17 protein-coding genes, 2 pseudogenes and 1 riboswitch are annotated in these 18,952 nt (G+C 69.6%); of the genes and pseudogenes, 8 read left to right on the top strand and 11 right to left on the bottom strand.

Annotated elements, in window-relative coordinates; genetic code table 11:
• Nucleotides 1-104: 104 nt before the first annotated feature.
• Nucleotides 105-1,412 (bottom strand): sugar ABC transporter substrate-binding protein, encoded by a 1,308-nt coding sequence (locus MTF65_RS22490; RefSeq protein WP_243630702.1) that lies wholly within the window; start codon nucleotides 1,410-1,412, stop codon nucleotides 105-107.
• Between the two features lie 272 nt (nucleotides 1,413-1,684).
• Here MTF65_RS22490 and MTF65_RS22485 point away from each other — a divergent pair, with 272 nt between their 5' ends.
• Entirely contained in the window at nucleotides 1,685-2,719 is a 1,035-nt protein-coding gene (locus tag MTF65_RS22485) for a LacI family DNA-binding transcriptional regulator (protein WP_243630701.1), read from the top strand.
• Between the two features lie 79 nt (nucleotides 2,720-2,798).
• On the opposite strand, the gene MTF65_RS22480 is transcribed toward MTF65_RS22485, so the two are convergent.
• Both MTF65_RS22480 and MTF65_RS22475 read right to left on the bottom strand, forming a co-directional pair.
• Nucleotides 2,799-3,107, bottom strand: a complete 309-nt coding sequence (locus tag MTF65_RS22480) for a hypothetical protein (protein ID WP_243630816.1) — start codon at nucleotides 3,105-3,107, stop codon at nucleotides 2,799-2,801.
• A 71-nt stretch (nucleotides 3,108-3,178) separates the two neighbouring features.
• Nucleotides 3,179-3,778 (bottom strand): RNA polymerase sigma factor, encoded by a 600-nt coding sequence (locus MTF65_RS22475; protein ID WP_243630700.1) that lies wholly within the window; start codon nucleotides 3,776-3,778, stop codon nucleotides 3,179-3,181.
• Nucleotides 3,779-4,187: 409 nt separating this feature from the next.
• Here MTF65_RS22475 and MTF65_RS22470 point away from each other — a divergent pair, with 409 nt between their 5' ends.
• From MTF65_RS22470 to MTF65_RS22440, 7 genes and pseudogenes are all read left to right on the top strand, one after another.
• Entirely contained in the window at nucleotides 4,188-4,931 is a 744-nt protein-coding gene (locus MTF65_RS22470; RefSeq protein ID WP_243630699.1) for a class I SAM-dependent methyltransferase, read from the top strand.
• Between the two features lie 1,318 nt (nucleotides 4,932-6,249).
• Entirely contained in the window at nucleotides 6,250-7,662 is a 1,413-nt protein-coding gene (locus MTF65_RS22465; protein WP_243630698.1) for a family 2B encapsulin nanocompartment shell protein, read from the top strand.
• A 97-nt stretch (nucleotides 7,663-7,759) separates the two neighbouring features.
• Nucleotides 7,760-8,980: a family 2 encapsulin nanocompartment cargo protein terpene cyclase gene (locus tag MTF65_RS22460; RefSeq protein ID WP_243630697.1), complete on the top strand. Its 1,221-nt coding sequence runs from the start codon at nucleotides 7,760-7,762 to the stop codon at nucleotides 8,978-8,980.
• A gap of 15 nt (nucleotides 8,981-8,995) precedes the next feature.
• Entirely contained in the window at nucleotides 8,996-9,892 is an 897-nt protein-coding gene (locus tag MTF65_RS22455; RefSeq protein WP_243630696.1) for a geranyl diphosphate 2-C-methyltransferase, read from the top strand.
• Nucleotides 9,893-10,028: 136 nt separating this feature from the next.
• On the top strand, nucleotides 10,029-10,838 hold the full coding sequence (locus MTF65_RS30740; RefSeq protein ID WP_374207282.1) for a hypothetical protein: 810 nt from the start codon (nucleotides 10,029-10,031) through the stop codon (nucleotides 10,836-10,838).
• Between the two features lie 47 nt (nucleotides 10,839-10,885).
• Nucleotides 10,886-11,238, top strand: a pseudogene (locus MTF65_RS30735) (ATP-binding cassette domain-containing protein); the annotation flags it as partial.
• A gap of 152 nt (nucleotides 11,239-11,390) precedes the next feature.
• Nucleotides 11,391-11,607 (top strand): annotated as a pseudogene (locus tag MTF65_RS22440) (collagenase); the annotation flags it as partial.
• A 44-nt stretch (nucleotides 11,608-11,651) separates the two neighbouring features.
• Here MTF65_RS22440 and MTF65_RS22435 read toward each other — a convergent pair.
• From MTF65_RS22435 to MTF65_RS22400, 8 genes are all read right to left on the bottom strand, one after another.
• Nucleotides 11,652-12,197 carry a hypothetical protein gene (locus MTF65_RS22435; protein ID WP_243630695.1) on the bottom strand — a complete coding sequence of 182 codons (546 nt, stop codon included), beginning with the start codon at nucleotides 12,195-12,197 and terminating at the stop codon, nucleotides 11,652-11,654.
• A gap of 114 nt (nucleotides 12,198-12,311) precedes the next feature.
• Nucleotides 12,312-12,920 (bottom strand): hypothetical protein, encoded by a 609-nt coding sequence (locus MTF65_RS22430; RefSeq protein WP_243630694.1) that lies wholly within the window; start codon nucleotides 12,918-12,920, stop codon nucleotides 12,312-12,314.
• 193 nt (nucleotides 12,921-13,113) lie between these two features.
• A complete protein-coding gene (locus MTF65_RS22425; protein WP_243630693.1) occupies nucleotides 13,114-13,269 on the bottom strand; it encodes a hypothetical protein in 156 nt (51 codons plus the stop codon).
• A gap of 70 nt (nucleotides 13,270-13,339) precedes the next feature.
• Nucleotides 13,340-13,900, bottom strand: coding sequence for a hypothetical protein (locus MTF65_RS22420; protein ID WP_243630692.1), 561 nt, complete (start codon nucleotides 13,898-13,900; stop codon nucleotides 13,340-13,342).
• Complete coding sequence (locus MTF65_RS22415; protein WP_243630691.1) at nucleotides 13,897-14,628, bottom strand: (2Fe-2S)-binding protein; 732 nt, start codon at nucleotides 14,626-14,628, stop codon at nucleotides 13,897-13,899. Before MTF65_RS22415 ends, MTF65_RS22420 begins: the two co-directional genes overlap by 4 nt.
• On the bottom strand, nucleotides 14,622-15,725 hold the full coding sequence (locus MTF65_RS22410; RefSeq protein WP_243630690.1) for an ABC transporter ATP-binding protein: 1,104 nt from the start codon (nucleotides 15,723-15,725) through the stop codon (nucleotides 14,622-14,624). The genes MTF65_RS22415 and MTF65_RS22410 overlap by 7 nt, the downstream gene beginning before the upstream one ends.
• Nucleotides 15,722-16,843, bottom strand: coding sequence for an iron ABC transporter permease (locus MTF65_RS22405; RefSeq protein WP_243630689.1), 1,122 nt, complete (start codon nucleotides 16,841-16,843; stop codon nucleotides 15,722-15,724). The genes MTF65_RS22410 and MTF65_RS22405 overlap by 4 nt, the downstream gene beginning before the upstream one ends.
• Nucleotides 16,840-18,078 (bottom strand): ABC transporter substrate-binding protein, encoded by a 1,239-nt coding sequence (locus tag MTF65_RS22400; RefSeq protein ID WP_243630688.1) that lies wholly within the window; start codon nucleotides 18,076-18,078, stop codon nucleotides 16,840-16,842. The genes MTF65_RS22405 and MTF65_RS22400 overlap by 4 nt, the downstream gene beginning before the upstream one ends.
• A gap of 227 nt (nucleotides 18,079-18,305) precedes the next feature.
• Nucleotides 18,306-18,491: riboswitch (cobalamin riboswitch) on the bottom strand.
• Nucleotides 18,492-18,952: the final 461 nt, after the last annotated feature.

The raw sequence follows: 18,952 nt of genomic DNA, 5'->3' as shown, positions 1-18,952 counted from the left end.
GTGCGGGCCGGGACGGAGCGGCGGCCGCCGGGTGCCGTCCGGGTGCGCGTACCGAAGGGGAGGCATGGGTCACGAACGGGGTTCCTCACTGTGGTTCGCCAGCGCTACGGGGCGACCGCCAGGCCCTGCTTGCGCATTTCGGTCAGGGTGGAGTCCTGGGCGTGGCGCAGCGCCTGTGCGATGGTGCCCTTCCCGGTCCACGCCTTGCCGAGGCCGTCATTGAGATCCGCGACCGTGGAGGTCATCAGTGGTCCCCAGGTCCACTCGGGGTCGACGTCGGGCGTGGCCGAGGCGAAGACCTCGTAGATCTGCTGCCCGCCGAAGTAGGGGTCGGCCTTCAGCTGCGGCAGGTGGAGCAGATCGTTCGCGGCGGGATAGAGCGAAGCCTTCTCGACCAACGTGCCGAACGCCTGCTTGTCGGTTCCCAGCCAGTGGGCGAACTCCCACGCGGCCGCGGTGTTCTCGCAGCCCTTGAGCACGGCCGTGGCCGATCCGCCGGCGTTGCCGACCTTCTTGTCGCCCTCCTGCCACTGCGGCATGGGGGCGGCGGCCCACTGCCCGGCCCCGTCCTTGGCGCCGCCCTTGATGACTCCCGCCTGCCACACCGCCCCCACGACCGTGGCGATGTCCCCGTTGCCCAGCCCCGTGTACCACGCCTGGTCGTACATGGGGGCGCTGCTGATCAGGCCGTCGTTCGCGAGGCCCTGCCAGTAGTCCGCGACCTTCTTGTTCTCCGCAGAGGCCATGTTGACCTTCCAGGCGTCGTTGTCGACGCCGAACCAGTCGGCCCCCGCCTGCCAGGCGAGCCCGGCGTAGTCGTAGTCCAGGTAGGGCGAGGAGATGAACCGCTTCGGGTCGGAGGCGTGGATCTTCTCCCCCGCGGCGCGGTACTCGGCCCAGGTGGCCGGGGGCTTCAGACCGAGCGAGTCGAACAGCCTCTTGTTGTAGAAGAGGGCCATGGGGCCGGTGTCCACCGGAGCTCCGTAGACGGCGCTGCCGAGACTCACCGAGTTCCAGGCGGCGCTCTGATAGTCCCGCTTGGCGGAGCCGGCGTGCTTCGACACGTCCTGGAGGGCGCCCTGGGCGGCGAAGCTGGGCATCGTCTCGTACCCAACCTGGGCCAGACAGGGCGCGTTGCCCGCCTTCACGGCGTTCAGCATCTTCTGGTAGCCGCCCTTCGCCCCGGGCTGCACCGTCTGGTACGTGACCTTGATGTCCGGGTGGCCGGAGTTGAAGGCGTTGACGGCGTCCTCGTAGCCCGGGGCCCATCCCCAGAATGTTATCGATGCCTTTCCGGAGGCCGAGCCGGAGCCGGAGCCCGTTCCGGAGCTCGATCCGGAGCAGCCGGTGGCCGTGAGGGCGAGGGTGAGGGCACCCGCCGCTCCCGCAAGACGGATGAAACTAGGCTTCACAGGCTTCACAGCTCCTCCTGAGTGCCGTGGCAGGCAACGGAGACGTCCTGCACGGGGCCGCGTGTCCGGCGGGGCACACCGGCGGTCGCGACCGCCCGACGTGTGCCGCTGACGGCCGAAACTATGGCAGAGAATGTTATCGATGCCAATAGGTGTTAACGCTTGGTGTTCCGGCCGGTGAAACTGCACGTGAACGGCCATGGGAGCGATATCATTGACCGGTCGGACGGGAGAAGTCGGACATCGGACATCGGACAGGAGGAAGGAATCCCATGGCGAAGCGCGATGACACCAGCAGTGGAGCGCGCCCCCCGGGCATGGCGGACGTCGCCCGGGCCGCCGGCGTGTCCGCGCAGACTGTCTCGCGCGCGCTCGCCGGGCACCCCAACGTGCAGGAGAAGACCCGTGCGAAGGTCCTGGCCGCCGTCGACCAGCTCGGCTACCGCCGCAACAACGCCGCCCGGATGCTCTCGTCGGGTCGGAGCCGGACCATCGGCGTCGTGACCCTCCAGACGAGCTTCTACTCCAGAGCCGCCGTCACCTCCGGCATCGAGAACGCCGCCCATGAGGCCGGCTACGCCGTCAGCACCGCCACCACCACCTCGCTGGACACCTTCGCCATCGAGAACGCGCTCTCCCGGCTTGCCGACCAGGATGTCGAAGGGATCATCCTCTCGGTGCCCCTCATCCACACCAGCAGCAGGATCGAGCAGCTCACCCGCTCCACGCCCACCGTCACCATCGACGGCTCGCGTACCGACGCGACCGAGGTCCTCGCCATCGACCAGGCCGAGGCCGCCCGCATCGCCACCCAGCACCTGCTGGACCTCGGACACGATACGGTGTGGCACATCGCCGGCCCCGCGGAGTGGCTGGAATCAGCCAACCGCCACGACGGCTGGCAATCCGCTCTCGAAGCCGCGGGCCGTGCCGTCCCGCCGCCGCTGGAAGGGGACTGGTCACCCGCCTCCGGCTACCGCAACGGCCTGGTGCTCGCGCGGATTCCGGACGTCACCGCCATCTTCGTCGCGAGCGACGAGATGGCCTTCGGGGTGATCAGGGCCCTGCACGAGGTGGGGCGCCGCGTACCCGACGACATCTCGGTCGTCGGATTCGACGACATCGAGCTCGCCGAGTACTGCTCGCCCTCCCTCACCACCATCGCCCAGCCGTTCCAGCACATGGGCGCCCTCGCGGTGACCCATCTGCTCCGTCAGATCGACGTGCCCGGCGCCGTCCCCGAGCCGCGCTCGGTCGAACCACGCCTCGTCGTACGTTCCAGCACGACGACCGCACCCGGTCGTTGAGCCCTGGCGCCGCCGGAGCTTCACCCGGCAGCTGGCGCCGCGATCAGTCGATCGGCCCTGCCGTGGCGTGCACTGACAGTCACCGGGAAGCGGCCGGGACGCTGATGTCGGCTGTCGGCTCCTCCGCGGCCTTCGCCGACGGGTGCGCCTTCGTGAGGGTGCAGACGCCGTCCACACACTGGCGCTCCAGACGGCCGCGGGAGATGGTCTGCGCCAGGCCGACCATCCAGCAGGTGGGGCAGCCGCGGAAGGCGATCAGGGCCAACGGGGCCGCCAGCAGGGTGGCCGGGCCGGCGACGGGCACCAGGGCGATCGAGCCGATGATCAGCCCGAAGCCGATGGCGCCGCGCGCCAGGTGGCGCGGGACGGACTTGCTGGCGAAGTTCATCTCGGGCGCGGCGGACTGCGCGGTGGCCCGGGCCTGCGCGCCCTGCGCGCCCTGCGCGGGCTTCACGGTGTTCACGGTGGTGAGTCTCCTCCGACTGGTTGGCCGATGGCTTGACTGGACGCTTGGCCGGTCGCTGCCAGTGAGTGACGCAGTGCTGCGCGCGCTCTGTGCAGCCGCGATTTCATCGCGGCGTTGCTCAGACCGAGCGAATGGGCGACGGTCTTGCCGGGCAGGTCCTGTACGTCCCGCATGATCAGGACCTGCCGCTGGTCACGGGGAAGGGCGCTGACCGCAGCCGCGATCCGCTCCACCTCCAGCCTGTGCAGCACCGCGTCCTCGGCGGACCGTTCCGCAGATGCCTCCGGTTCGGCCGACGCCTCGTCGCTCCGCGAGACGAGCAGCCGCACCTGCCGGAGGCATTCGTTGCGGACAATCCGGAACATCCATGAGGCAAGCGCGCCGGCGGCCCGCAAGGTCCCGATCTTCCGGTAGAGGATGATCAGCGCCTCCTGTGCCGCGTCCTCCGCATCCTGCGGCGAGGCGCACAGCGATATGGCGAACTTGCGCACATGAGGCTGCGATTCCATGACGACGGTGGTGAGCGAAGCGACGTCGCCGTCCTGAGCGGCCCTGATCAGCCGCTCGTCCGGCCAGGGGAAGCGTTGGTTCATCTGCTACTCATATCCGGAAGACGCCCGCGCGTCGTAGGCGCTGGTCAGCTTCGGCTCTTGTAGCGCCGCATCAGGTGCCAGCTGCACGCGCCCACGAGCAGGGCTCCGATCACTACGAGGCCAGTGACCATCATGGTGTTTCCTCCCGGTTCTGTCGGCCCGTTCGGCCGGTACACAGACAAGAGGCGGGGAGACCCGGAAAGGATTCACCTCCGGCCGAAGTTTTCTTCGAACCGCGCACGGCCCCGCTCGCCGGCCGTACGCGATGCCGGGACGATGCCCGGATCTTTGTGGCTTCTGCCAGTACGACGCTCTGCCGGGGCCCGTAGAGACTTCCAACCAGAAGCCGCGGCGTGCCCCGGGGACGGGGGTCGTGGCCGAGGACGTGCCGAAACAGGAGGACATCACAATGAGCGCGCAGCAGCAGTACGACGAGATCGGTGAGGCGTACGAGGGATTCAAGGCACTGCCGCTGGAGCAGTACGTGGTGGTGCCCAGCTTCCTGGCGATGGTCGGGGACGTGCGCGGGAAGTCGGTCCTCGACCTGGCCTCCGGCACCGGCTTCTACAGCCGGGAGTTCAAGCGGCGAGGCGCCGCGGAGGTGCTCGGAATCGACGTCTCCGGGGAAATGGTCGCCGTGGCACAGCAGTTGGAGGAGCGCCATCCGCTGGGTGTGCGCTACGAGGTCGGTGACGTGGCCGAGCTGCGGCCCCTCGAACGGCGCTTCGACCTCGGCCTGGCGGTCCAACTGCTCAACTACGCGGAGGACATCGCCACCACGGAGCGCATGTGCCGCAACGCGCACCGGAGCCTGAAGCCCGGCGCCGAGTTCTTCGTACTCAACCAGTCGCCCGACTTCCGCTTCGACGGGCCGACCCCGGAGAGGTACGGCTTCCTCTCCGAGCTGACCGGTGAGGAGGTCGAGACCGGACCGCAAGTCCGGACCACGGCGCTGCTCGACCCGCCGGTCTCTTTCGTCGCCCACCTCCCGCGCCGCGAGGTCTACGAGAAGTGCCTGCGGGCGGCCGGATTCAGCGAGGTGACCTGGGTTCCGCTGACGGTGTCGGAGGCCGGCGTGCGCGAGTTCGGTGCGGACTTCTGGGCGGACTTCCACGCCAACCCCCCGCTGGAGATGCTGCGCTGTCGCGCCTGACGCCCCACCGGACACCCCGGCGGCCCGCCCTCAGTGACCGCGCTCTGCCTGCTACAGCCAGTCGCGCTTCTTGAAGATGGCCCACTTCAGCTCCGGCATGAGGATGGCGGCCCAGGAGGAGATCTTCTTGAAGTCGTCACCCGCACGCCGCTGACCTGCGGGAATCGACTGTACGGACGGTCCGACCTGCGGCGATCCGTCTTTCCGACCCTTTCGCCGTGCTGCCCGTCTGTGCGGTCGATCCTCCCCAGCTGCTCCCCAACGGGCTCCATTCTCCCCAGATCCTCCCCAGCCGAGGCTGCCTCCGAAGACGGATCGCCACTGGGCAGGAGCCCGATCCAGGTGTTGGGACGGGCTACGCAACGTTGACGAAGCTGGCGCGGCGGCATGGCGGCCACGATGGCGTTCGGATACGTACGTACGTACGGACGACGAAGACCGCCCACGGCTGGTCGGCCGCGGGCGGCAACTCCGGCCGTACCTCCCACTGGGCGGAAGGCCACGGGTTCCCGCTCATGCCGGGGCGTGGCACGGCCACCGTCGAGGCGGACGGCGAGGAAGAGCCGGCTGCGGAGAGCGGCGACGGGCCCGGCTGGGGCGTTGACGGCGTGGACAAGCCGAGCGTCGATGCCCTGCGGCTGCGGCAGACCGCGATGGAGCGCCTTCGGCGCCCGGTCGCGCACAGCAGCCGCCCTCGGGGACCGCTTTCTCAAGCGCACCCCCGCCGTGCGGCGCGAAGGCCGTGAGATTGTTCAGACCGCTCTGGAGGAGCAGGTCGCCAAGGCCCGGGAGGGCCGGCGTGCCGCCGACGTACCAGAGCACAGCACACCGGTGAACGCGCCGCGGTTGGTGGCGGCGTCGAAGGACCCGCCGGTGACGGAGAACATCAAGAGGGGCCGTGCAGGGCGGTGAGCTGGGCCAGGGCACGGGGCGCCGGTCTGCCTGGCGCAACGACTGCGGGGCGGCGTGCCGGATGAAGCGTGCGACGGCCGCCGGGGCGAGATGCCCTTCGCGCAGGTCGTTCAGCAACCGCGGGCACCGAAGTGGGAGGGGGCGGGTGACCGCGCGACGCACTGGCGCCTGCTCTCGACCAGGTCCGAATACCGTCGGCGCCCAGGCAAACCTCATGCGGAGCAAGATCACTGCATCGAGGTAATGCGAGCTAATGCCAACGGCGTCGCCGCGTCGACTGGGTGTACCGACCGTTACTGTTCCCCCGGATCTGGACGGATTCCCGGATGTTCGCCGTCTTTCTTCCTCTTTCACCGGTAACGCGCACGCATGACGATCGCCACCCTCACGAAGGAGAGCTCGCCCGATGACCGTTGACACCAGCCCGGAAGCACAGCTGGAGCCGCCTCAGCAGTCCAGCCTGAGCACAGCGGCTGCTCGTAACCTTGCCACCACGACCAAGTCCGCCCCGCAGATGCAGGAGATCACCTCTCGCTGGCTGCTGCGGATGCTCCCCTGGGTGGAGACCAAGGGCGGCACCTACCGGGTGAACCGCCGCCTCAGCTACACCATGGGCGACGGGCGCATCGAGTTCATCCAGGACGGTGCCCATGTCCGGGTGATCCCCCGCGAGCTCGGCGAACTGGCCTTGCTGCGCGGCTTCGAAGACGAGGAGGTGCTGACCGCGATCGCCGGCCGGTGCGTCCAGCGCGACTTCCGTGCCGGCGAGGTGCTGGTCGAGCGCGGTGCCCCCGCCGAGCAGATCCACCTGATCGCCCACGGCCGGATCAGCCAGACCTCCGTCGGCAAGTACGGCGACGAGGTCGCCGTCGCCGTACTTGCCGACGGCGACCGGTTCGGTGAGAACGCCCTCCTGGACGGCGACGCCGGGTGGGACTACACCGCCACCGCCGAGACCGCCGGTACGCTGCTCACCCTGTCCCGCGCCGAGTTCGCCGCCGTGCTGTCCACGTCGCCGAGCCTCCAGGCCCACGTCCGGCAGTTCAGCTCGCTTCCCCTCCAGCGCCAGAACCGTCACGGCGAGGCCGAGATCGCGATGTCGGCCGGCCACACCGGCGAAGCCGAGCTGCCCGGCGCCTTCGTCGATTACGAGCTCAACCCGCGCGAGTACGAACTCTCCGTCGCGCAGACCGTTCTGCGGGTCCACACGAGGGTCGCCGACCTCTACAACGGGCCGCACAACCAGACCGAGGAGCAGCTCAGGCTCACCATCGAGGCGCTGCGCGAGCGCCAGGAGCACGAGCTGATCAACAACCGGGAGTTCGGTCTGCTCCACAACGCAGACTTCAAGCAGCGGATCCAGACCCACTCGGGCCCGCCCACCCCGGACGACCTCGACGAGCTGCTCTGCCGCCGCCGTGGCTCCAAGTTCTTCTTCGCCCACCCCAGGACGATCGCGGCGATCGGGCGTGAGTTCAACGCCCGCGGGCTCTACCCGGACCACGTCGACGTCGGCGGGCAGCAGGTCCCGGCCTGGCGCGGGGTCCCGATCCTGCCCTGCAACAAGATCCCCATCAGCAAGGAGAACACCAGCTCGATCCTCGTCATGCGTACTGGGGAGGACAACCAGGGCGTCATCGGTCTGCGCCAGACCGGTCTGCCGGAGGAGTACGAGCCGGGCCTGTCGGTGCGCTTCATGGGCATCGACGAAAGGTCGATCATCTCCTACCTGGTCAGCACCTACTATTCCGCCGCCATCCTGGTGCCCGACGCGCTCGGCGTGCTGGAGAACGTGCAGATCGCCCGCAGGCGCGACTAGAGGCCTGCCCGGGGGTTACGACAGCCCCGCCCTTCCCGGGCCGCCCGAGCGTGCCCGGGATCCGGGACAGCCCACCCACCTCACCAAGGAGCTACGGATGCCCGATCCTGGGCTTTCCCCTCTGCAGTTGAGCCTGCCCGCCGCTGCGGGCCACTTCGGAGCCCACGCCCTCGCCCTCGCCAACGCCCTCGCCAACGCCCACGCCGCCCGGCCTGCCCCGCAACCGAGCCCTGCCCTGGAGCGGATCCTGCGCGGCCCCAGTGGTCTGGGCACGGCGAGCCTTCACCTGGCCCGGCGTGAGGAGCCGCCGACGCCTCCGGCGCCCGAGGCACCGGTGGCGGGCAATCCGATCCCGGGTCTCTACTACCACCCGGTGCCGGAGCCCGATCCGGCGCGGGTGGAGGAGGTCGGCCGCAGGATCAAGGCCTGGGCGTTGGACGAGGTCGAGCTGTACCCCGAGGACTGGGAGGACCAGTTCGACGGGTTCTCCGTCGGGCGCTACATGGTCGCCTGCCATCCGGACGCTCCGACCATCGACCACCTGATGATCGCCACGCGGCTGATGGTGGCCGAGAACGCGGTCGACGACTGCTACTGCGAGGACCACGGAGGCTCGCCGATCGGCCTCGGTGGACGTCTTCTGCTGGCGCACACCGCCCTCGACCCCTTTCACACGACGAAGGAGTACCAGCCGCAGTGGGGGGAGTCGCTCCATGCGGACGCCCCGCGGCGTGCCTACCGCTCCGCGATGGAGTACTTCGTCCGGCAGTCCACTCCCTCCCAGGCCGACCGGTACCGGCACGACATGGCCCGTCTGCACCTGGGGTACCTCGCCGAGGCCGCCTGGGCCCAGACGGACCACGTTCCCGAGGTGTGGGAGTACCTGGCCATGCGGCAGTTCAACAACTTCCGGCCCTGCCCCACCATCACCGACACCGTCGGCGGCTACGAACTGCCGGCGGACCTGCATGCCCAGCCCGCCATGCAGAAGGTCATCGCGCTCGCGGGGAACGCCACCACCATCGTCAACGACCTGTACTCGTACACCAAGGAACTCGCCAGCCCCGGCCGGCACCTGAACCTGCCCGTGGTGATCGCCGAACGTGAGGGCCTCTCCGACCGGGAGGCCTACCTGAAGGCGGTCGAGGTCCACAACGACCTCATGCACGGATTCGAAGACGAGGCCGCCGCCTTGGCCGCCGCCTGCCCCGTCCCGAGCGTGCTGCGCTTCCTGCGGGGAGTGGCCGTGTGGGTCGACGGCAACCACTACTGGCACCAGACCAACACCTACCGCTACAGCCTGCCCGACTTCTGGTAAGGATGGGACTTATCCGTGACTAGCACCGATCTCACCACCACCTCCGCCACCGCCGCCGGTACCTCCGTGCTCATCCCCACCCCGGCCACGGCCTACCAGGGGGACATCGCCCGTTACTGGGACCACGAGGCCAGGCCCGTGAACCTGCGTCTCGGCGACGTCGACGGCCTCTACCACCACCACTACGGCATCGGAGACGTCGACCACGCCGCCCTCGGCAACGCCGACGACAGCGCATACGAAAAGAAGCTGATCGCCGAGCTCCACCGCCTGGAGTCGGCTCAGGCCGAAGTCCTCCTGGAGCACCTCGGCCCCATCGGGCGCGACGATACGCTCGTGGACGCCGGCTGCGGTCGCGGCGGCTCGATGGTCATGGCCCACCAGCGCTTCGGATGCGAGGTCGAGGGCGTCACCCTGTCGGCCAAGCAGGCCGACTTCGCCAACCGCCGTGCCCGCGAACTCGGCATCGAGGACCACGTCCGCGCCCGCGTCTGCAACATGCTCAGCATGCCCTTCGAGACCGGGCAGGCCGCGGCCTCGTGGAACAACGAGTCGAGCATGTACGTCGACCTGCACGACCTGTTCGCCGAGCACTCCCGCATTCTCGCGGTCGGCGGCCGCTACGTGACCATCACCGGCTGCTGGAACCCGCGTTATGGTCAGCCCTCGAAGTGGGTCTCCCAGATCAACGCGCACTTCGAGTGCAACATCCACTCCCGCCGGGAGTACCTGCGGGCCATGGCCGACAACCGTCTCGTACCGCAGGCCGTGATCGACCTGACTCCCGCGACCCTGCCCTACTGGGAGCTGCGGGCCACGTCTTCCCTGGTCACCGGCATCGAAGAGGCGTTCATCAACTCCTACAAGGACGGCTCCTTCCAGTACCTCCTCATCGCAGCCGACCGCATCTGATTGGATCCAGGCGGGCTCCAGGGCCACATGGAGCACACCGCACTCGGCCCACCTCGCCGGAGGCGTCCCGGTGTGGTGGGCTGGGAGCGGCGGGGGTGTCCGGTAAGACGACCGACCTCCACTCGGGGGCCCGAGCATGCTTACGATCATCACGGTCGCGGCAATGGCCGCCGCGCTCGCCGTCGGCCTGGTCGCCAACGGCTACCGGCGCCGACGACCGCCGAAGGACGGCGAAGAAGCATCCGTCAGCGACCTGATCAGCCCCCTGGAAACGCTTGCCGTCCTCCTGGTGGCCTTCGTCATCGTCGTGGCCGCCGAGTCGTTCGGCTCCGCCGGTCAGGCCGTAGGGGCCGAGGCCCACCGGGTCGATCAGCTCTACGAAGTGGCCGACTACGCCCCTGAGCCCCAACGGGAACGGATGCACGCCGACGCCGTCTGCTACGCGCGCGCCATCCTGGCGTACGAATGGCCGCGGATGGACAAGAACGGCCAGAAGGCCCCCGAGGCCTCCGTCTGGTCCTCGGACTTCCGCCGGCACTTCAAGGAGCTGGCCCACAAGGGCGACACCACGTTTGAGCTGCTGGTCGACGCCGACGACCAGCGTTCCGTCGCCCGCCAGACCCGGCTGTCCGAGGCCACTCCGGCGATTCCGCCCATCGTCTACTGGTTCATGGTCATCGCACTCGCCGCTACCATCGGGGCCTTCTCCTTTGGTCTGCCACTCAAGCGCGGCCCCTCGCACGTCGTGCTGCTGTGCGTCCTGGCCGTCCTCTTCACCGGCTCCCTGCTCCTCATCGCGGACATCGACCGGCCGTTCTCCGGGCAGATCCACATCTCCAGCGAGGCCATGGCGGACACGGCCGACGACATCGGCGAGGACTTCACCCGGGACCACCCGGGCCGCCCCCTTCCGTGCGACGCCCAGGGCACCCGTACGGGGGCGTAGGTGCGTCAAGGCCTTCACAGCCGTACGGCAGTCGTACGAGCACCCTCCTGGCCGACGGCCTCTACTGCGGGCTGCGGCCCGCCGAGCGCAGGCGTCGCCCGGCTGCGGTACTGGACCGTGTAGGCCTCGGCCACCGCACGGACCACCACCCGCACGAGCCACCCGGCGGAGAGCGTCAGCGTGTGGCCATCGCCCGCGCGGTGGCTGGCGACCCCGCGTTGCTGCTCGCGGACGAGCCGACCGGGGCCCTGGACTCGGTGTCGGGGCAGGCGGTGACGCGGCTGCTGCGCGACCTCCACTCTTCCGGCACCACGTCGTGATCATCACCCACGACCGTGAGCTCGCCGCCTCTCTGCCCCGGCAAGTGCAGATGCGCGACGGCCGGGTCAGGCCACTGTGACCCGTCGCGGCCATTCGAACCGACACGAGGTTTCCCGAGCGTTAACCGCACCAGCAGACAACGCGCCTGGGCGCCCGGGCCATGGCGGCGTGGCCGCGACCAGGGGGTACCGGGGGTACCACCCGCCGGCATGCGACGGACCCTTGGACGATCTGCCCGGCACAGACAAGTCCTACCTGGCCGGCAACGCCGGACGCGAACTCGGCCGCTTCCTGCGGCACGCCGACCTCAAGGACACCGTCAAGCCGTTGGCTCAAGGAACTGCTCGGCCGCAGCGAGATCACTGGACGCACCGCCGCGCTCTGGGTCGGCCTTGCCGAGATGACGGACGAGTACGACAAGGAGAACTGCGCCGAGTGCGGCACCTGTGGGAAGCCCCGGGCCGCTCTGGCCCGGGGCGTTCGCGTCCTCGGCTACTTCTTCTTGAGCTCGTTGAGGCAGAGCACGAACTGCTTGCCCGAGCTGCGCCGCCCACCGCGGGTCTGCTCGTGGTAGCCGACGTCCGACTTGCCCTCGCACTTGGTGGTGTCCAGCGTGTCGGGGATCACCTCGACCACCTTGTACGTTGCCTCGGTGCCACCACACTCCACCACCTGCAGGTCAGGAGTCACCGTGGACCCGGTGTTCTTGAGGCAGTCTCCGGCCTCCGCGTGGTCGGCATCGTCCTGGCTCGCGAAGTAGCCCACCACGCACATGATGAGGACGACCACGACGGCGATGCCCTTGAGGATCTTCTTGATGCCTATGCCCTCGCTCCGGGACGGCGGCGCCGGCTGCGGCGGTGCGGTCCACTGCTGCTGTTGAGGCGGCGGCTGCATCTGCATGTGCTGCTGGGGCGGGTACGGCTGCTGCTGCGGGTATCCGTACCCCGGCTGGGGCGGGTATCCCTGGGGCGGCTGCTGTGCGTACGGGGCAGGCTGACCGTACGGGCCAGGGCCTTGCTGTGGTGGAAAGGTCATGCGGGAGTCCCCCGTGAACGCGTGTGATGTGTGTCCTTTTGACGTGAGCACGCTATATCAGCCGATCATCACCCCCTAAATGCGGGAGCATTGCGGCAGCGAACGCCCGACTCCTCAGCGACGCTTCCCGATGACGTAGGCGAGGCCCCAGGCCGCTCCGGCGGCGACCGCGAGACCGAGCAGGGAGAGCCACTCGGTGTCGCTCTGACTGCCCCACCAGGCCTTGGCCGGCATGAAGGGGTCGACCTCCATCATGTCCCCGATGGCGGGGACCCCTTGACTGTCGGCGATGATCAGTGGAAACGCGTTGGTGTAGCCGAAGAAGACACCGAGCGGGGCGATGACGGCCCCGCTGATCTGGGCGCCGGTGCTGCGGCGGCCCACCAGGCCGATCAACGCGCCCACCGCCGCGCCGTTGAGGAGGCTGTGGAGCACGTAGAGAGTGTGCGCCGTATCGGCCGACTGTTCCTTGTAGGTGGCCACCGTGATGCCGCTGTAGATCACCGAGACGACGACCGAGGCGAGGAACCCGAGGAAGAAGGCGCCGACGGGGTGGCCGCGCCTCGTCTGATGCCCGAAGGGCGCGGGGTACGGCTGGCCGGGCTGCATTTGCGGCTGCTGCTGCCAGGGCTGCATCGGCGGTTGCGCGGGGGGCATCGGTGGTTGGCTGGGCTGCTGGTTGTACGGGTTGTGCTGCGGCGACTGGAACTGAGGCTGGCTCATTGAACCCCCGTTGAGCAAAGAAGGCAGGGGGAGCAAAGCTATCAACGAGGGATCGGCCTTCTTCACGCGTGGGGGTGACGGGGCAGGCCAGTTGAGGCCTGGTGGCGTGGGATCCGGCGGAACGCCGACCCAGGCGCCCGCCTCTCGTCAGCACACTGTGTGCATGGTCGCATACCCCGGAGAAAGTGCCGGACTACTTGGTCATCAACGTCCAGCACCAGGACGGCCCGGTGTCCCCCAGTGCGGCCGGGAAGGCCGCTTCGGCCAGCAGTTGCCGGGTGGCCTCGATCCCGTTGCGATGCCGCAGCCGGACGCGCTCGGCCAGTCCGGGCAGAGCGGGGTACGGCATTGACCAATGCGGCACCGTAGAGGCACAGAGTCAGAGTCCTCGCCCCCGGGCGCACGGACTGGCCGAGTCCTCATCCGCTGTGCCGGAAGCCCTTGCCGCTGCGGTCGAGGGGGTCCTCCGGCAGATCGAGGAAGCGGGCGCGCAGTGCGTCCCAGGCGGCGAGGCGGGTGAAGTCGGGGGTGTCGCGGATCTCCTGGTGGTCGGTGAGGAAGGGGTTGGGCAGCAGGACGGTCATCATCTGTTCGTCGCGGCCGTTGAACAGGCGCGCTCCCCAGCTGACGGGCGCGCCGTCCGAGCCGAGTGTGCGGTAGAGCTCGGCGCGGGAGCAGCGGCGGATGCGGCCGAGTTCGGGGCCGGAGGCAGTGTGCTCGCCGATGCACAGGTGGAAGTGCCAGGCGCCGAAGTCGACGGTGGCGTAGCCGTCGTTCATGGTGATGGCGGTGGGCGCGCAGGGGGCGGCGACCTCCCATGCGGCGCCTTCGATGATGGGGCCGAAGTGGATGTGCTGCCAGTGGTCGGTGAAGACGGTGGTGATGAGGTCGAGGAGCGTGGCCTCATCGGTGGGAAGGGCCCAGACGTGCTGGGTACCGCCGCCCGGAGTTTCGACAACGGCGGGTTCGGTGGTGGTCATGGGGTGCTCTCCTGGTGGTTGAGGACGCAGTCGCCGCAGGTGCCCGCGCCGGGCACGCGGTAGTAGAGGCAGCAGCTTCGGCGGCGGAAGGCGATCGTTCCGTCGGGCCTGGTGCCGCACGCGCCGGCGTCGGCCAGCGGCGGGCGGCGGAGTAGCTCGTGGACGACCGGGACGACAGGGACCCGGACCTCCTGCTGCGGGGAGTGCGGGAGGCGGGCAAGGAGCACACGGTGGGCTCCGATGAGGGCCGAGGCGGCGTTGCCGCGCAAGGTGTGCGGGGACACGCCGGATATGCGCCGCACGGCGTCGGCCCAGGGCGCAAGGTTCTGGGTGGCGACCGTGTGGTGCAGGGCCGTGACCCGGTCCTGGGGCAGTTCTCGTACGTCGGGCAGCCACAGGTCGATCGGGCCGGAGGACGCCAGGCGCCACCACAGCCGGTCGGGCCCCAGGTCGGGCACACGGCCGGTGAGCGCGGCGCAGGCGAGGGCGACCGACCAGAGCCGGGAGGCGGTGCCCAGGTGCAGGGTGGAGGCGGCCACCCGCGGCTGATTGGTCCCGAGCCGCCCGGCCACGGTGCGTACGCAGTTCTGCAGTGCACCGGGGTCCGCGTACAGGTCGGCCATTGGCCGGAATCCGCCGGCATCAGGCCGGGGCCCGGTGGTCACGGCGAAGTACGGTCCGATGGCGGAGACGCGCGCCAGTGCCTCAGGAGTTATCAGGCTCACCATGCGCGCACCGTCCGGGCCAGCTCGTGGAAACTGCCGGTATGCACCACCTGGCTGTTCGGCCCCCGCAGGGTCAGCCTGCCCCCCTTGTCGGCGCTCACCTGCCCCTTCTCACCCTGTCCGCTCTGCGTGACGGTAAACCCCTCGCGGGCCAGGGCGCGTTCGAGCAGCGGGAACAGGGCGGGCGGCGCGTCCACGGCCACGGTCGCGCGCGTGGCCCGGCGGAGTCCGAAGCTGCCCGAGACCGGGTCGAAGGCCAGGTGTTCGGCGTCGAAGGCGCCGGCGACGGCGCCGCTGTGGATCAGGTCCTCAGGAGCCCCAACGTGCACACGGGAGTCGCGGTCGACCAGCCAAACGGCGTCGGCGACCCGCAGGGCCAGCTCCAGATCATGGGTGCTGACCACTACCGTCAGGCCTTTGTCCCGGGCGAGGTCACGGAGCAGCACCGTCAGGGCCACACGCGCAGGCACATCGAGGAACGCGGTCGGCTCGTCGAGCAGGACGACCTCGGGCTCCTGGGCGAGTGCCCGGGCGGTCAAGACGCGCTGGCGTTCACCGTCGGACAGCTCGGCGGCCGGCCGGTCGGCGAGATGCCCCGCGCCGACCGCCTCCAGCGACCACTGCACGGCCGCGTGGTCGATGGTTGTGAGACGGCCGGTGAATCCGGTGTGGGGGTGGCGACCCAGCCCGACCAGTTCCCGCGCCGACAGCAGTCCGGGGTCGACGCGGTCGGTCAGGACGACGGCGAGGCGGCGTGCGAGGACCGCCGGCGACTCGTGCGCGAGGCTGATGCCGCTCACACGCACGTGGCCGGAGAGCGGGGGAAGGAGCCCGCACAAGGTGCGCAACAAGGTGGACTTGCCCGCCCCGTTGGGGCCGAGCAGTACGGTGAGTTCACCGGCCCGGGCTTCGAGGTCGAGCCCCGTCAGCACGGCCCGCCCGCTGCCCCGCCCTCTCAGGGACCGGGTGCGGTAACCGACGGCGAGTCCTACGGTGGCCAGGCCACGCGTAGGGCTTTCGTCGGTCGTCCCGCGAGCGGTCCGCGGGGGCAGGGCGGCCGCGGCTTCCACCGTATCCGGCAGACCAGTTGTGCCTGTCACGAAGTCACTCCTTGTATGCCGCGACGGCTGCGGATCAGGAACGCGATGACCACCGGGGCGCCGAACAGCGAGGTGATCGCGTTCAGCGGCAGCACGGAGTCCATCCCGGGCGGCTGGCTCAGCAGCGCGCACGCCAGGGCGAGGAACGCGCCCGCGAGCATCGACGCCGGAATCAGCGCGCGGTGGTCGGATGTCCCGAGGGCCACCCGCGTCAGATGCGGAACGGCGAGCCCGAGGAAGGCGACCGGGCCGCAGAAGGCGGTCGCCGCGCCCGCCAGCAGCGAGGTGCCGAGCAGCGCCAGATCGCGGCTGCGCCGAACGTTCAGCCCCATGGTGCGGGCGTAGTCCTCGCCGAGCAGCAGCGCATTCAGGCGCTTGGCGGTCAGCAGGGCGGCCAGCAGACCCCCGCCGATCACGGGCAGCATCACCCTGAGGTCGGGCCAGGTCGTGGCGCTGAAACTGCCCAGACCCCACATGACGAACTGCTGGGCGCGTTCGGGCTGGGCGTACACCAGCATCACGCTGACCGCCGCCGTGGCTGCCGAGCCGATCATGACGCCGATGACGAGCAGGGTGACGGCCGACCGCACCCACCGTGAGAGCAGCAGTACGAGGGCCAGTACGCACGCGGCGCCGAGGGATGCGGCCAGCACCACGCCCAGGCGTCCCAGCCCGGCAAGGTTCCCGGTGAAGCTGCCGGCCACCCCGCCGGTACCGACCACGACAGCGGCGACTCCCATGCTGGCGCCCGAACTCACCCCGAGGGAGAACGGGTCGGCCAGCGCGTTGCGGAACAGCGTCTGCATCTGTACGCCGGCGACGGCGAGGGCGGCTCCGACGGCAGTGGCGGTCAGCGCGCGCGGCAGCCGCACCTCCTCGACGATCACGGCCCACCTCGGGTCGGCACTGGTACCGCCGAACAGGACGCGTACCACCTCCGCGAGCGGCACCTGGTGCGAGCCGGTCGCGATGGTGAGCACGAACAGCGCGGCCGTGCCGGCCGCGAGCGCGCCGACGACTGCGAGGCGCCTGCGCCGTCCGGGCCGCGGCGCGTCCGGAGTCTCGTCCGGGGCACGGGCCGGCGTGGCGGCCGCGGTGACGATCGTCCGGGTCGTCACGCCTTGGGGACCTTGGTGTAGAAGGTGAAGGCATGGCCCTGGGCCTGGTCGGGGTGGAGCAGGGCGTAGAGGTCGGCGAGGACCAGGTCCGGGCGCAGCACGCCGCGTTCGAAGTAATCGTTGCCGCCGCCGGGGCCCAGCGCCTTGGTGTTCGTCCAGACCTCACCGGCGGTGACGGCCTTCAGTTCGCCGTACCGGCTGTCGGCCTTCACCGCGTCGGCGGTGGTCTTCCACTGCTGGCCGACCAGCCATACGGGTGCCTCGCCGCCCTTGGCGTAAACGGCCTCGAAGTTCAGCTGGAGGTTGCCGGTGCCGGGTTCGTCCGCCCACGGGTAGGCGCCGCCGGCATCCTTGATCAGCTTGCCGGCGTAACTACCGCCCGGAGCCATGTTCCAGGTGCCCTGGTACATGGTGCCGGGCAGCACCTGGACGGGCTTGCCCGCCTTGACCGTCTCGGCGGCCTTGGTGGCGACCTTCTGGTAGTCGCCCTCGATGGTCTCGAAGACCTCGCCCGCGCGCTTCTCCGCCCCGGTGAGCGCGGCCATCGCCTTGACCCACTCGGCGCGGCCGAGCGGGCTTGATTCCAGCCACTCGGCGTTGGCGACGACGGCGATGCCGGCCTGGCGCAGCTTGGGGTACTGGGGATCGTCGGTGCCCTGGGTCATCAGCACGTCCGGCTTGGCGCCGATGACCGTCTCGGCGTTGAGGGTGCGGTCCTTCGCGTACTCGATGACCTTGCCAGCCTTCACCCGCTCGATCACCTCGGCCGAGCTGATGTTGGAGGTGTTTGCCACACCGGTCAGCACGTCCAGGGTGCCGGTCTCAGTCAGCAGGGGCAGGTGCGTGGTCGAGGCCGAGTACAGGCTCTTGACGGGGGTGGTGATCTGCGGGGCGCCCGCCAGGTCGTCGGTCAGCTTGGGCTTGGGGGCACCGCACTTGACCAGGACGTACGACTCGGGCTTGCCCTTGGGGTACGGCTCGTTGACGGTGAGCACCTGGTAGCTCTTCTCGTACCGGAGCGTGAAGTTCTTGGCGTGCTTCACCGCCGACTTGGCCGGGAAGTAGTCCTTGCCCGGGTCGAAATCGGTGATGCAGCCGTCACCCGTCGCCGCGGCCTTGGAGTCGGCGGGCCGGTCCGCGCCGCCGTCACCGCACGCGGTGAGTGCGAGCGCGAGGGCGAGAAGCGCCGCCGCGGCGGCTGGACGGCGGCTGGGCGTGGCTGGTCGTACGGACAAGGTGACTCCTGGTGACATGCGTAGAGAAACGCGCACCGGCGACCGGCGCGCGTGATGCGGCTGTACGGGAGGGGAACTCCGCAGCGGGAGAAGGCTCTTCAGAGTCCGAGGGAGCGGGCCCGGGAATCAGGCCGGCCCGGCCGGCTCCCATGGGCAACCGGCAGCGCAAAGATCACACACGTACGCAGGCACACGAGTGCCACCGCCTCTCCTGGGGAAATCCGCCCCGTACATCGAGGTGCGACGGCGTGAGTCTCCTGACTCGGGATCAATGCTTCTCCGGCCTTCCCACCCCTTGACGGGCGGTGGCCATGGCGGAGTCGCTCCCCCTACACAGTGGCGGTACCGTGCCGGAATCTCACCGGCTTCCTCGTTCCGCCGTCGCTTGACGGACCGAAGCATCCCAGAAGCCGATACGCCGACGCCAGCCCCACAACTGTGCGACGAACCACAACAGGGCTCACTCTGACGAGAGTCGGCTGACGGTCCTGGAAGGCCCGATGGTCGCGCGGGCATGAAGGCTGCGCGGCTGGAACGTCAGGCGGTGCCGGCGCGGTACCGGAAGCAGCCCGGCGGTGAAGTGCCGTTGAGGCACGTCGAGGGCGCGTCGTATCCCTGGGGCCTGTGGCAGTGCGTCCGCACGACTGGCGGGTATTGGTCACTGCTCAAGGTAGACAAGTTTGTCGGGATCTAGAGCCAGTCTCGACGCTTGAAGATGAGGTACAAACTAACGCAAACCACCGCCATTAGCCTACCTTGCCGCGTCCCGGCTTGTCCTGCAGGACCTCCACGGGGCCTCGGCCCAGACCCTTGCGCTGCTATTCGGGCTGAACGGCGCTGGAGTGGGCGACAGCGGGCAGCTCAACGGACGATT

The organism is Streptomyces sp. APSN-46.1 (genome assembly GCF_022815725.1).
GTDB lineage: Bacteria > Actinomycetota > Actinomycetes > Streptomycetales > Streptomycetaceae > Streptomyces.
Note: the sequence above shows the minus strand (reverse complement) of the source record. Positions and strands in the feature narration are given on the sequence as shown.